This window comes from Candidatus Mycoplasma haematobovis, from assembly GCF_001645765.1.
Taxonomy (GTDB): Bacteria; Bacillota_I; Bacilli_A; order Mycoplasmatales; family Mycoplasmoidaceae; genus Eperythrozoon_B; species Eperythrozoon_B haematobovis.
This window is the reverse complement of the sequence record NZ_LWUJ01000011.1, coordinates 51564-65563: the sequence shown is the minus strand read 5'-3', so window position 1 is coordinate 65563 and position 14000 is coordinate 51564. Positions and strand designations below refer to the sequence as shown.

The 14000-nt window shown below is 30.2% G+C and carries 15 protein-coding genes and 1 tRNA gene; 14 read left to right on the top strand and 2 right to left on the bottom strand.

What is annotated here, in order from left to right:
* Nucleotides 1-4: 4 nt before the first annotated feature.
* Nucleotides 5-80 (top strand) — tRNA-Ala (locus A6V39_RS02455).
* On the opposite strand, the gene A6V39_RS02450 is transcribed toward A6V39_RS02455, so the two are convergent.
* Entirely contained in the window at nt 81-1202 is a 1122-nt protein-coding gene (locus A6V39_RS02450) for an HD domain-containing protein (protein ID WP_187150076.1), read from the bottom strand.
* Here A6V39_RS02450 and A6V39_RS02445 point away from each other — a divergent pair.
* The 13 genes from A6V39_RS02445 to A6V39_RS02385 are packed head-to-tail and all read left to right on the top strand — an operon-like array spanning nt 1201 to nt 12893.
* Complete coding sequence (locus A6V39_RS02445; RefSeq protein ID WP_187150075.1) at nt 1201-1860, top strand: RluA family pseudouridine synthase; 660 nt, start codon at nt 1201-1203, stop codon at nt 1858-1860. The two genes, A6V39_RS02450 and A6V39_RS02445, sit on opposite strands and share 2 nt — an antisense overlap.
* A complete protein-coding gene (locus A6V39_RS02440; protein ID WP_187150074.1) occupies nt 1860-2246 on the top strand; it encodes a hypothetical protein in 387 nt (128 codons plus the stop codon). The genes A6V39_RS02445 and A6V39_RS02440 overlap by 1 nt, the downstream gene beginning before the upstream one ends.
* Nucleotides 2225-3037: an HAD-IIB family hydrolase gene (locus tag A6V39_RS02435; protein ID WP_187150073.1), complete on the top strand. Its 813-nt coding sequence runs from the start codon at nt 2225-2227 to the stop codon at nt 3035-3037. The genes A6V39_RS02440 and A6V39_RS02435 overlap by 22 nt, the downstream gene beginning before the upstream one ends.
* Nucleotides 3037-4632, top strand: coding sequence for a DHH family phosphoesterase (locus A6V39_RS02430; RefSeq protein WP_187150072.1), 1596 nt, complete (start codon nt 3037-3039; stop codon nt 4630-4632). The genes A6V39_RS02435 and A6V39_RS02430 overlap by 1 nt, the downstream gene beginning before the upstream one ends.
* Nucleotides 4632-6002: an FGGY family carbohydrate kinase gene (locus A6V39_RS02425; RefSeq protein WP_187150071.1), complete on the top strand. Its 1371-nt coding sequence runs from the start codon at nt 4632-4634 to the stop codon at nt 6000-6002. The genes A6V39_RS02430 and A6V39_RS02425 overlap by 1 nt, the downstream gene beginning before the upstream one ends.
* A gap of 7 nt (nt 6003-6009) precedes the next feature.
* On the top strand, nt 6010-7194 hold the full coding sequence (tuf, locus tag A6V39_RS02420) for an elongation factor Tu (RefSeq protein ID WP_187150070.1): 1185 nt from the start codon (nt 6010-6012) through the stop codon (nt 7192-7194).
* A 15-nt stretch (nt 7195-7209) separates the two neighbouring features.
* Nucleotides 7210-8436 carry an adenylosuccinate synthase gene (locus tag A6V39_RS02415; protein WP_245633489.1) on the top strand — a complete coding sequence of 409 codons (1227 nt, stop codon included), beginning with the start codon at nt 7210-7212 and terminating at the stop codon, nt 8434-8436.
* The gene (locus A6V39_RS02410) at nt 8426-9217 is read left to right on the top strand and encodes a GTPase (protein ID WP_187150069.1); all 792 of its coding nucleotides are present in this window, start codon (nt 8426-8428) and stop codon (nt 9215-9217) included. Before A6V39_RS02415 ends, A6V39_RS02410 begins: the two co-directional genes overlap by 11 nt.
* 47 nt (nt 9218-9264) lie before the next feature.
* Nucleotides 9265-9840, top strand: a complete 576-nt coding sequence (locus tag A6V39_RS02405) for a hypothetical protein (RefSeq protein WP_187150068.1) — start codon at nt 9265-9267, stop codon at nt 9838-9840.
* Nucleotides 9840-11132, top strand: a complete 1293-nt coding sequence (gene mnmE / locus A6V39_RS02400) for a tRNA uridine-5-carboxymethylaminomethyl(34) synthesis GTPase MnmE (protein WP_187150067.1) — start codon at nt 9840-9842, stop codon at nt 11130-11132. Before A6V39_RS02405 ends, mnmE begins: the two co-directional genes overlap by 1 nt.
* Nucleotides 11133-11873 carry a TatD family hydrolase gene (locus tag A6V39_RS02395; protein ID WP_187150066.1) on the top strand — a complete coding sequence of 247 codons (741 nt, stop codon included), beginning with the start codon at nt 11133-11135 and terminating at the stop codon, nt 11871-11873.
* Nucleotides 11864-12124: a hypothetical protein gene (locus A6V39_RS02390; RefSeq protein WP_187150065.1), complete on the top strand. Its 261-nt coding sequence runs from the start codon at nt 11864-11866 to the stop codon at nt 12122-12124. Before A6V39_RS02395 ends, A6V39_RS02390 begins: the two co-directional genes overlap by 10 nt.
* A complete protein-coding gene (locus A6V39_RS02385; RefSeq protein ID WP_187150064.1) occupies nt 12102-12893 on the top strand; it encodes a phosphotransferase in 792 nt (263 codons plus the stop codon). The genes A6V39_RS02390 and A6V39_RS02385 overlap by 23 nt, the downstream gene beginning before the upstream one ends.
* Here A6V39_RS02385 and A6V39_RS02380 read toward each other — a convergent pair.
* A complete protein-coding gene (locus A6V39_RS02380) occupies nt 12882-13970 on the bottom strand; it encodes a guanosine monophosphate reductase (RefSeq protein WP_187150063.1) in 1089 nt (362 codons plus the stop codon). The two genes, A6V39_RS02385 and A6V39_RS02380, sit on opposite strands and share 12 nt — an antisense overlap.
* Nucleotides 13971-14000: the final 30 nt, after the last annotated feature.

The window sequence follows — 14000 nt, the reverse complement described above, 5'->3', positions numbered from 1 at the left end:
AAACGGGGGGGTAGCTCAGCTGGAAGAGCACATGCTTTGCAAGCATAAGGTCGTGGGTTCGAGACCCATCCTCTCCACCATTATTTATTTTCAAGCAAGAAGTGTTCTTCATAAATTACATGAAATTCAATTTGATAGTTGTAAGAATACTCAGACTGTAATTGTCTTAATTTAGCTCTAGTCTCTAATCTCATAATAGGCAATTTATCAAAAGAAAATTTCTCTGGCTTAATAAAGATCTGAACTAAATTCCCTACATTTTTAATTACTACTTTCTTAGCTCAAGGAATAGTCATTAAATGTTTATGAATCATATCTTTTCTTTGCTCTATTAATTCAATTTGTCTTGGCCTTGCACCTTCCCTACCAGCACTAAGAATATCAGCAGCTTTAACAATCATTGAATAAGGATTATCTGCAACAACTCTTCCGTGATGAGATTCAATAGAGTTCTGAATATATTCCTCTAATCCTTCTTCTTGAGCTATCTTTAACCCTTCTTCCACATGATCTCCAAAGTTAGCAGTAGCTTTACCAATATCGTGAAAAAACCCTGCTCTTTTAGCTTTAAGAACATCTAACTCTAGTTGTGCAGCTATATTGGCTGAAATTTGAGATACCTCTATACTATGCTCTAAGATATTTTGGCTATAGGAATATACAAATTGAAGAGTACCTACATTTACTGCTAACTGTTCAGAAAATTCTTCATATTGAAGAAAATTTTTAAGCCATTCCTCTCCAATCTTCTTACATCTCTCTCTAAATTCCCGATTAACTTCTTCATAAAGAGACTCCATTTTTTTTAAATCCCATCTCTTTACCGCTAGCAATTTTTTTATTAATTCACATGCTTTCTCCACATCAATAGAGTTGTATTTAGAAATTACTATTCCTGATCTATTCTTCTTATCTTTATCGATCTCTAAATCTACTTTAGTTAAATTAATAAAGAATTGCTTATGCTGTCCCTCTTTTCCTAATAATTGTCCAATAGTTTCAGGAGTGAAATTAGGAAAAGAAGCTAAATCAATTTTCTTACAACAATTAATAATAGGTTGCTTTATTCTTAAGGTATATATGGCATCTAAAACTATCCTATTAAAAATATTTTTTTTATTTTCCTGAATATACTTTTCGTATGCCTCTAACTCTTTCTTAACTTCAGGATCATTCTCAAAATTCTTTTCGTTGTAATCCATGTTTATTTATTCGATATTGTATGAAGATGAAAATTTTTTGATTGTTAATAAAGCTTCTGGCATAGTTGTGCATCCCACAATTTATGACAGAGATTGCAGTTTAATTGGAGAAGTAAATAAAGATAAACAAGCTCACTATTACTTAGTACACAGGATTGATAAATATACTTCTGGAGCCGTACTAATTGCTAAGCACAAAGAAGCTCTATTTCTATTAAAAAATCTCTTCCTTGATAGTGAGATTGAAAAACACTACTTAGCTATAGTAGCCAAAGAACTACCGGCTAAGAAGATGAAAATTACTCTTTCGTTGGGAAGAAGCAAAAGTAATAAACTTCGCTTCACTAATAAAGAAGCCATTAATTACAAACCAGCTTGCACAGAAGTGGAAGTAATAGATAGATTCTTTTTAAAAATTTTATTGAAAACTGGACGAACTCATCAAATTAGAGCACATTTATTTTCAATTAATTGCCCCATACTTAATGATCCAATATATGGAAATAATTGTTTTGATCCTACTTTTGGCCAATATTTACATGCATACAAATTAAAATTTCTTTGCCCTTTCACTAGAGAATTGATTTCTGTTTATGCTCCTTTACCAGATGAATTTAAATTCAAATTACAAGAACTAAATGTAGATTTTGTGGATTAATGCAACTTTACATATTTCATTCTCAAAAGAATGTAATATGTGCTCTTTATTTAGAACAAAAGTTTCAAAAATATATTGAAATAGAGAAAATTAAATTAGGAGAGCAATTTATTGAAACTTTAAAGAGTATTTTTGATTTTAGTAGTATTAAAGAAATATATTTCAGGAATTCTTATTCAGCTTGAAATGCTTCTCGTTTAATAGTACTTTTTATAAAATGTTGCTATTACTTTAGTAAAGCCACTATACATCTAAAAGAATTAGATGAAGATGTGGAAGACATAGATAAAGAATTGGAGGCTTTCAATTGCTTAGAATTTAAGATATTAAAAAATATAAACGACCTTAGACCGCTCTACAAGGAATGCAAAAATATAGATATTTAGTTCTTTCTGATTTAGATGGCACCCTTCTTAATAGCCATGGAGAGCTATCAGAAGAAACTATTGCTTATGTTAAAGAATTAAATAGGAGAAACGATATTCTCTTTTGTTTTTCTACTGGTCGCTGTTGAAGAGATGCTAAAGAGATATATGCAAAGCTTGAACTAAAGGGCTTTGCATCTTGTTGTAATGGAGCTTACATATATGATCCTCATCAAGAATTAATAAGATATTCTTTCATTTCAGAAAAATTTCTAAATTACTTCTTACACAATAAAGACTTTATTAGTGGCTTAATGAAAGGAGATGTTTTAACTGATAAGATGCATCTTCCTTTAACTAAAGATAATGCTACTGAAGTATTAAATAAGATAAGAGAACTTGAAGCTAATGTATATGGAATCAAAAATTATTATGATTACACACAACCTATAGAGGACTTTAATAGATTAATGGTTAATAGAATTAATGCTTTAAGATCTTTTGATTTTCCCCCTAATGTAACTGTTTTTAATTATGATAATTTCCTTAATATGGAAATTCAAGCTTCTTATGTTAATAAAGAATTAGTAGTGGATTTCTTAGGTAATTATTATGGGGTAGCTCCAGAAAATATTCTTACTTTTGGAGATCAAGTTAATGATTTAAGTCCTGCTATGGGTAAATCAAGATTTTGTGCTGTAAGTAATGCTATTGATTTAATAAAACAAAATGCTACTTTAGTATCTAAATATAGTAATGATGAGAATGCTGTTATTAGAGAAATAGAATTATTTCTTAGGGATAAGAAGTAATGATTCCCGATAATATAGATGAAGAAGTAAAAAGGATAGTAGAGAAGAGAGATAAAGAAAGAGCTAATTTCTTAAAGTATTTTGTTCAATTAATTGAAAATCACTCCAGTGTTTTTATTTTTTTCCATGTAAATCCTGATGGTGATTGTTTAGGGGCTGCTTTTGGCCTTAAGGAATTAATACTTACTAATTTTCCCGGAAAAAAGGCTTATGTGGTTGGAGATACCGGCGATCAATTTGATTGACTAGATATGAAACCTGATTTAAATATTAATATTTGTACTGATTTTACTGATGCTTTAGCAGTAATAGTAGATGTAGGTAATAAAGATAGAGTACAGGGATATGTTAAATATTTTGAATATTCTAAGACTAAATTTAATGCTATTGCTAAAGTAGATCATCACGGAGTAGTCTCAGATTTTGCTACAGAAATTTCTTGAGATGACCCCACCTATGCAGCTACTTGTGAACAAATAATGCAAATAGCTGATTATTATGGTTGAAAAGTAACTCCTGTTGCGGCCACTTACCTTTATTTAGGCATGTGTACTGATAGTCAAAGATTCTTATTTGATTCAGTGTTACCAAGATCACTGATATTGGCAGCTAAAGCATGAAGGGCAGGGGCAGAAAAGAATTTAATACACAATAAATTAACTCATAGAACTTGGCAAAGCATTTGTACTAGTTCTTACGTATTAAATCACTGCACCAAAAGTAAAAATATTATTTGAATACATTTAACCCAAAAAGATTTAAATAAATTAGGACTAGAGGAAGCTAAAGGATTAATAAATACTTTTCAAAATTTAGAGGAATATTGAATATGAATGCTCTTTTCTGATACTCCTGAAGGAAAAGTTAAATGTGATTTTAGATCTATTAATGTTACTGTCAGAGAGTTAGCTATTAAATATGGCGGGGGAGGTCATCCAAATGCCTCTGGAGCTTTAATAGCTAATGCCGAAATAATTAAAGATATAGTAGCAGATGCAGAAGAGATAGTTGCAAAAGCTAAAAAAGCATTAGAGATTCAACGTAAAAAAGAAGAAGATAATTTATTGAAAATTAAGAAAACTAAAGAAATAGAGGAGACTTTACTTAAAGATAATTTAGAGTTATTAAGCGATGTAGAGAAATTTATTGCTGCCACTCCTAAAGAAGCTTGAAGAGAGTTAGATGAACTTAATAAAGAGACTGCCCAATGAGTTAATGAAGAATGGGAGAAAAAGAGAGTCGAAGAGGAGGAAAAAAGAAAGTTGGAAGAGGAAGAAGTTGCCAAATTAGCTCCTCCTCCTTCAGGTGAAAATGCTCTTGATGCTTTGAAACGTCAGAGAGAACAACAAATTTATTTAGAGAACCGATTAACTCTTGAAGAGATCTATATGAACAAAACTAGAAAAAGATTAGATTTTGATAAGTATGAAGCAGTTATTAAAGAGAGCTTAATTGATCTAATTACTTCAAATCCTAAATATTCTTCAGATGGTATAGATTTTGATAATTATTTAAAACAAGAAAAGGTAGGAGGTGAAATAGCTACTGGTATTGTAAACACCTTAGTGGAAAAAATTAAAGCAGAGGCATCTTAATGTCTAAGTACATACTAGCCATAGATGTTAGTTCTTCTGCCTGTAAAGCTTATTTAGTAGATAAGAATAAAGAAGTATTTAAATCTACTTCTTTTCCTATTACTACTATTTCTCCAGATATTGGTTTAGTAGAGCATGATGCAGATGAAATTTGAGAACAAGCTTTAAGGTCTATTAAAGTTCTTATTAAAGAATGCTCTATAGATGAAATAGCTGCTATTGCTATTTCAAATCAAAGAGAAACTGTAATGGCCTGAGATGAAAATGGAAGATCTTTATTTAATGCCATTTCTTGACAAGACCAAAGAACTAATGCTTTTTTTGAACAATACAAAGAACATGAGGATTTAGTAAGAGAAAAGACAGGACTAGTATTTAATCCTTACTTTTCAGTATCAAAAATTAAATGATTATTAGATTGCTTAAATAGTACTAATTTAAGAATTGGTACTGTAGATAGTTGATTAATTTACAAATTAACTGGAAATTACTATACAGATGTTAGTAATGCTTCCAGAACTATGCTTTTTGATATTGCAAAGTTAGAGTGATCTGATGAATTATTAGCATTATTCGAAATACCTAAACATATTCTTCCTGAAGTTAAAGCTTCTGCAGATGCTTATGGTTATTGGGAATATGAGGGAAAAAAGATACCAGTATGTGCAGTCCTAGGAGATCAACAAGCGGCTCTTTATGCTTTGGGCAATAAAGAAGGAGTAGTTAATTGTACTTATGGAACAGGAGCTTTCTTATTACTTAATACTAGTAATAGAATAATAAAGCTTCCAAATACTATTACTTCTGTTGCTTGAAAGCACGCTAATAAAGTAACTTATATTTTGGAAGCCGCTTCCTTTAATTGCGGAAATGTCTTAAGCAAACTACACTCAGAAAAAGCTTTTGAATATCTAATAAATAATGAGGAATACTTAGATGCTTTCTATTTACCAACTCAAAATAAGAGACTTTTCATTTTTGGTGGGGAAGTGAAAAATGAATTGTCATACAATGTTCCTAAAGAGGGAGAACCTTTATTAAAGGCTTTATGTAATGGAATAGCTCTTTCTATAAATGAATTACTTCAAAGCTTTATGAAAGAAATAGAGATTAAAGAGCTATGAGTTAATGGAAAGATTTCAGAATTAAATTATTTAAATAGTATTCAAGCTTCTTTATCTAAATTGAAAACTTTTAAAAGTGTTATTAGTAATCAGAGTGCTATGGGTGTAGCTTATTTAGCGGGCGTATATATGGGATGATGAAAAGAAGGGGAGTGAAATAAAGAAGCAAATGCTGTTTTTGAACCTAAAGAATTGAAGGTAAAAATATTTGAGAAGTGAAGAGAAATATTTTATAATAAGTGTTAGTCACATTATGTCCAAGGTTAAGTTTGATAGATCCAAAGATCACATAAATGTTGGTACTATTGGCCACATTGACCACGGTAAAACAACTTTAACAGCTGCTATTTGTACAGTATCTTCAAAGTTGGGTTTAGCAGAAGCAAGAGATTACGCTTCTATTGATAAAGCTCCTGAGGAAAGAGCAAGAGGTATTACTATTAATACTTCTCACGTTGAATACGAAACTGAGACAAGACACTATGCACACGTTGATTGTCCTGGTCACTCTGACTACATTAAGAACATGATTACTGGTGCAGCTCAAATAGATGCTGCCATTCTTGTTGTATCAGCTACTGATGGTACCATGCCTCAAACTAGAGAACACATTCTATTAGCTAGACAAGTTGGTGTTGAAAGGATGGTAGTATTCCTAAATAAATGTGATATGGTTGAAGATCCGGAAATGCAAGACTTGGTTGAAATGGAGGTTAGAGATTTATTAACTTCTTATGGTTATGATGGTTCTAGTACTCCTGTAATTAGAGGTTCTGCTTTAAGAGCTCTCGAAGGTGATGATAAGTATGTTGAGTCTATTAAAGAATTATTGAAAAACTTGGATGAATATGTTCCTTTACCTGTTAGAGAAGTCGATAAACCTTTCCTACTTTCTATTGAGGATGTGTTAACTATTACTGGTAGAGGTACTGTTGTTACTGGTCGTTGTGAAAGAGGTACACTTAAAGTTAATGAGGAAGTTGAAATTGTAGGCCTTAAAGAAACTTCAAAAGCTGTTGTTACTGGTATTGAAATGTTCAGAAAACCTTTAGACGAAGTTTTAGCTGGCGATAATGCTGGTATTCTTTTAAGAGGTGTTAATAAGGATGAAGTATCAAGAGGTCAAGTATTAGCTAAACCTAAATCTATTACTCCTCATAGTAAATTTAGTGCTCAAATTTATGCTCTTAAAAAAGAAGAGGGTGGAAGGCATACTGCTTTTACTAAAGGATACAAACCTCAATTTTATTTCAGAACTACAGATGTTACCGGTACTATAGATCTTCCAGAAGGAGTTGAAATGATAATGCCAGGTGATAATGCAACTATTCTTGTTGAATTAATTAATGTAGTTGCTATTGAAAAAGGTTCTAAGTTTTCTATTAGAGAGGGAGGTAAAACAATTGGCGCTGGAACTGTAGTAGATATTGTTGAATAGTTCAACATATCTTTGATGAGAGGAGAGGTAGCTGTTGTAGTTGGTACCTTTTTTGGCGACGAAGGTAAGGCTAAAATAGTAGACTTTATAACTCATAATTACGACTACGTAGTAAGATATCAGGGAGGCGATAATGCAGGCCATTCAGTATACATAAATGGTAAGAAATATACTTTCCAAATAGTACCCTGCGGAATACTAAGAACTAAAGCAGTAATATCACACGGAGTAGTAATAAATCCAGAACAACTATTCTCTGAAATAGATGAATTAGGAGATTTAGTTAATGACAATCTTTACATCTCTAAGAATATTCATATTATTTGTTCTTGAAATATAGCTTTTGATAGATTACTTGAAAAAATAAAGGGAGCTAGTGCAGTAGGCACCACCCTAAAAGGCATTGGACCTACTTATTCTAATAAAGCTTTAAGATTAGGATTAAGAGCAAAAGATTTATTAGATTTAGACTCTTTAAGAGAGAAAATAAAACTTAATTTAGATATTTACAATGTGCTTTTTGAACATTATGGAGAACCTACTTTTGATTTAGAATTTGAAACTAATAAGTACTATGAATATGGTCAAAGACTTAAATCTTATTTAATAGACTCTTATTCTTTCTTCCATTCAGAATTCAAGAACGGTAAGAAATTTCTTCTAGAGGGTAGTCAAGGAATAATGCTAGATTTAGACTTAGGTACTTATCCCTTTGTTACTTCTTCAAATATTATTGCTTCTGCATCTTCAGGTACCTCTATGCCTTTTTCATACTTTAAACGATTAATAGGAGTAGTTAAAGCCTATAGTAGTAGAGTAGGTAATGGTAGCTTTATCACAGAACTTACCGATGAAAGATTAACTAATTACATAAGACAAACAGCTAATGAATTTGGTTCTGTAACTGGAAGACCTAGAAGAATAGGTTGATTAGATTTAGTAGCACTTAAATATTCAGTAAATATTTCAGGAATAACAGAATTAGCTTTAACTCTAGTAGATGTACTTAATGGCTTAGATGAAGTTAAAGTATGTATTAATTATGATAAAGATTCTAATCCTGAATACAAAGCATTCAAGGGTTGAAAAGATGATTATTCTAAAATTAAGTCTTATTTGGATTTTTCTAAAGAATTGAGAGATTACTTAGAATTTATTGAATTTTTCATAGGAGTAAAAATTACCATTATTTCTTATGGCAAAGAAAGAGACGAAACATTTATTCGTATAGATGGGAATTAAGTTAGAGCTTCCTTCTCATATAAAAAACGCCTTACTTAACTTAAATGTTTTCAAAAAAGAAGTAGATTTAATTATTAATGTTATTGATGCTAGATCTACAAAAGTAAGTAATTTAAATGATGAGATTTCTAAGATATTTTTTAATACTAAAATTCTAAGCCTTTTTAGTAAAGTAGATTTAGCTGATGTTAAGCCTTCTAAAAATGCTTTTGATTTTAGATTTCAGAGCAATAGGAATAAGATACTTAAATTAATAAAGGACATATTAGCCCCTGAAAGAGCTAAGTTTAGAGCGGAGGGCTATTTGCAGCCCCATTTCCAAATATTAGTAGTAGGACTTCCTAATACAGGTAAATCCACTTTAATAAATCTCTTAAAGAATAAGAAGATCTCTCCTTGCGAAAATACACCAGGAGTTACTAAAAAAATAACTAAATATTACTTAGGTGATAACTTATGACTTTACGACTCTCCAGGAATCTTTTTCTACAAAAACATTTCAGAAGAATTACTCCAAAAACTAATAGTAATTAATGCTGTACCTGCTCAAATTAAAGAATACTCTAATATACTTGAAAGCTCTTTTTTGTACTTAAAAAAACACTACCCTGAATCCCTAAAAGGTTTAAATAATGAAAATTATATAGACTTTATTGAGTCTTTAGCTAGGAGGTATAACTTTAAAAGTAAAAATGATATTTGAGATATTACAAAAGCCGAAGAAAAGTTCTTATTTTTATTACGTAATGGAGGAATAAAGAATATCTCTTGAGATCAATAGCAAAGAAATTCCTTAGTTGATTAGAAAGAAATTTCTATACTTGAGCTATGCGCAGGTCTATAGGAAGAACCTTACGATCCTACTGCAAAAAGAAATTCTTAGGTCAAATTTCTTTCTTATCTGAAAACGAAAATGACATCGTCATTCTCTCTTCTTTTATTTTTGTTTCTTGCTCTTTAATGTGCAGAAAAGGCAAAGAAGAATATATGGACTTTGACTGAAAACCCTACTTTAGATCCTTTTCTTTTAAGCATCTAGACTCCTTCATTATATGTGCCATAAGATATTTACTAGATAATGGAAAGATATCTAAAGATAAAGAACCTTTAATAAGATCAAATTTTCGAGATATTAAATCTAACTTTAGAGAGCAGTATATTTACTCTCTAGTTTACAGAAAAGCTAAAGAATTAGATGAAAATGTAGATTTTGATAGCTATATAGCTCTTTTAGATATAGCGCTTAAAATAAATGGCGTACATAAGAATGAAATACCTAAAGATAGCTCTAGAGTAATGAGATTAGTAAGTTATTCTTCAGAATGAAAAAAAAGAGCCTTTAAATTATTTGGAAATAAGGCTGAATATGTAAACTATGCATTCTTTGTAAATTTAGATAAATAATGTCCACTATTGTGGCTTTAGCCACTCCTCCGGGCATTGGCGCTCTGCATGTTATAAGGATGTCTGGGGAGAGAGCTTTTGAAATTATTAATGCTCTCTCTTTAACTCCAGTAAATAGAACCGAAGACAGAATACAAGTAACTTTTCTTAAATCTAGAAATAATCAATTAATAGATCAAGTAGTCTTATCTAAATTCTATGCCCCTCACTCTTACACAGGAGAAGATTGCATAGAGATTAGTTGTCATGGTAATAATTTAATTTCTAAATTAATAATAGATGAATTATTAAAGTGTGGTGCTGTTTATGCTGAAAGAGGAGAGTTTACTAAGAGAGCTTTCTTAAATAATAAGATTGATTTAAATCAAGCCATAAATATAGGTAATTTATTTCAAGCAAAAACAGAAGTAGACATTTATTCTTCTATTAATGAAATAAGAGGGGCTTCTTCTGCTCTTATTAATAGCTATATTAGTGAATTACTTAATATTATTGCAGAATGTGAAATTAATATAGATTATCCAGCAGAAATAGAGAAAGATGATCCTACTTTTTTGCTTAATATAAGAAATAAAGTAAAGTCCTTATTTAATAAGTGCAAAACACTCTTAGATAATTCTAAGAAACAAAAACTTTCAGGCTATAGAGTAGCGTTAATTGGCAAGCCTAATGCAGGAAAGTCCTCACTTATTAATTATTTAATAGGTAAAGATAGAGTAATAGTTTCTGATAAAGCAGGAACTACACAAGACTCAATAGAAGTTGATTATTTTTTTGAAAATTATTTAATTACTTTAGTAGATACTGCTGGCATAGATTCAAAAGAGGATTACAAGAAGTATTTATCAGCTCAAAAGAGTAAACAAGAATTTAAAGCAGCAGACTTATTAATACATTTAATAGCTTCAGATCAAGAAGAAAGTACTTTTTTAAAGGAAGAAATAGGAGATAAAGCTTGTCTTACTTTTTTCTCCAAAGCAGACTTAGTTTCTAAAGAGGGAGCTAAATATATTTCAGTTAAGAATAATGATATTAAAGCATTGGAAAATGCTTTAATAGAGCACTTAAAAGAACACTACACACTAGTAGGAATAAAGTCTCAAGAAGGCATAAATCATTTAAGTAATGCTACTTTAGAATTAGAAAAATCTTTAGTACCTGAATTACCTCTAGATTTAATAGCAGAACATTTATCTTCTGCGCATGAAGAGTTAGCAAAAATACTTAAATTAAAACATGATAACTTTGAAAAAATCAACCACTTATTTGATAATTTCTGTGTAGGTAAGTAAATGATTAAATATTTTGATGCTCATATTCATTTAAATTCACCTAAACTTCAAGAATTGCTTGAAACTAATGAATTTTCAGAATGGATATTTAATAATATCTCTACTAATATAGAGGACTTTAGAATAGCTCTAGAACAAACTAAGAAATATAGTAATGTTTATTTAACGGCAGGTATACATCCTTTAGAAATAAATGATTTAGATGCTACTGAAGTAATAGAGGAATTTAAGAGAGAGATTGAAAATTACAAGAAGTGTATAGCAATAGGAGAAATAGGTTTAGATTTTTATAGATATTCAAAAGAGGAAGTATTTGAGAAACAGAAAGAGTGATTCTTATTGCAGTGTAAATTAGCTAAGGAATTAAATCTACCTGTAATTCTTCATATAAGAAATGCTCATGAAGAAGCTTTAGAGATCTTAAATACTTTAGATAATTATGGAATAATACATTGTTTTGAAGGTACTCTAGAATTAGCTAATAAATATTTAGCGTTAAAAAATAATTGAATGCTTTCTATTTCTCCTTTAGCTTTCAGAGAAGGCTCTAATTTAAGAGAAGTAGTAAAGTCAGTAGATATTTCTAAATTATTAGTAGAAACTGATGCTCCTTATTTATGCAAAAATAATGAAACTATTAAAGATATAATTTCCCTCATTGCAGAAGAGAAAGGAATTAGTTTTGAAGAGTGCAGAAGTACTTTATTAAATAATTTTTATAGTTTTTTCAAATGGCACTAAAGTTAAGAGTTATTACTATTAAAGGTGTAGTTTATGAAAATGAAGTGCGGAAAGTAAAGATAAGAAGACCGGATGGTCTCATGATCATTAATAAAAATTATTCTTCTGTATTAGAGCAATTAGCAGATGGCGAAATAGTTATTTATGAATCTGACGATAAAAAAGTTTCTTTAGAATTAGAAGGAGGTTGACTTACTGTAACTAGAAATAGATGTAATATATACGGTAATGTTATTGAGCCTGATAAATAAAGCTATTTCTACTAATGATATTGAAGATATAGAGAGAGTACATAAAGGTTATTCAAATAAAGTTTGGAAATTAATTACTAAGAGTGGAGGGAAGTACAAAATAAGAATAGGAGATAATAACGCTTTAATTTCTAGAAAGAATGAATTAGCAATACTTAAATTAATAAATAATAAGGATTGCTTATTTTATGAAGAAGAAAATGGGAATAGTATTTGGAAATGAATTGAGGGAACTACCACTTCTAAGAGTGATATTAATAAGCAATATTTAAATAGTCTTGTAGACTTAGTTAACAATATTCATAATACTCCTGTTAGTTCCAAAGTCTTACATCATGATGATATGGAATTTTATGAAATATCAAAAAAGTACTTTAATGAAGAAGATTTAAATCTTTACAAGAGATTGGTTGAGAAATATAAGAATGATGCTAGGGTACTTTGTCATAATGATGTTTCTTTGGGTAATTTAATTTATGACTCTGAGAATAAAAAATTACATTTAATTGATTATGAATGAGGAAGAATTAATTCTAGATATTGAGATTATGGTAATTTCATAAAGGAGAGCGATTTACCTCTTAAGCAAATTAAATATTTGTCAAAAATAGCTGATTTAAATTTAATTAAGCTATTACAGTATTGTTATTTGGCCACTATATATTCTTTACAATTAACTTATGTTTTAAATCTTTCTGAAGCTATTAAAGCCTACAGAAAAAAACTTATTGAACAATTAAATAAATATAGAGCACTATTAACCTATTAATTTATCAATACTATGATAATTATTTCTACTTAATACAGAAGCTGTAGTTTTTGTAAAGAATGATCTTTCTTTTGCTTCTTTTAAGTTAGAGGCGCCTAAATAACCAAAGGCAGCTTTAACTCCTCATTCAATAGAGTGCAAAATGTCTTTAACTGGCCCTTTAGCTTTAACATAACTTTCTACTCCTTCTGCAACTCACTTACAAGTAGCTAATAAGTGTCTATTGTATCTCCCCTCATTCTTATTTTCTTTCATAACACCATAACTTCCCATCCCTCTATAGTACTTGTACTTCTCCCCATCAATCTCCACTATATCTCCCGGACATTCATCACTACCGGCAAGCATATTACCTAACATAACTGCATCTGCTCCACATGCTATAGCTTTAACAATTTCATCAGTAGTTCTAATTCCTCCATCGGCAATAACTAATACATTACGTTCTTTACAATAATCAGCTACTTCTGCAATAGCACTTATTTGTCCTCTACCAATACCAGTTACTTTTCTAGTAGTGCAAATAGAACCGCATCCTATCCCTACTTTAATTGCATTAGCCCCCCTCTCTACTAAGAATTTAGCCGCTTCTGCAGTAACTACATTACCAGCAATTAAATAAACTTCTGGAAAAGTAGTAGAGATTCATTTAACTATATTCCCTACATTCTCAGAATGGGCATGTGCACAGTCAACTACAATCATATTAGCTCCCGCTTTAACCATCTTAGTCATTTCTTCTTCAGAATTATTAACGCCAACAGAAACACATATTGGTTTATTATCTCCAAATTCTTCCTTTAGTTTCTTAATATTTTCAATATTCCCATCAGTTACTACATTCTTGTGTAAAGGACCACAACAACCATACATTGTCATAGCTCTCGCCATCCCATAATCAGTAATAGTATCCATCGCTGCAGAAAAGATAGGAAGTGCAAGATTTAATTTATCGTTTAATTTAAGAGTTAAATCTATGTTAGCAGGTAAAACAGCAGAATGAGCAGGCTTTATCAGTATGTCATCATAAGAGAATGAAACTTCAGCTTTAGTTAACTTATCTTTAAAAAAAGACATCTAATAAGAATTTAAAATTTTAATTAATTT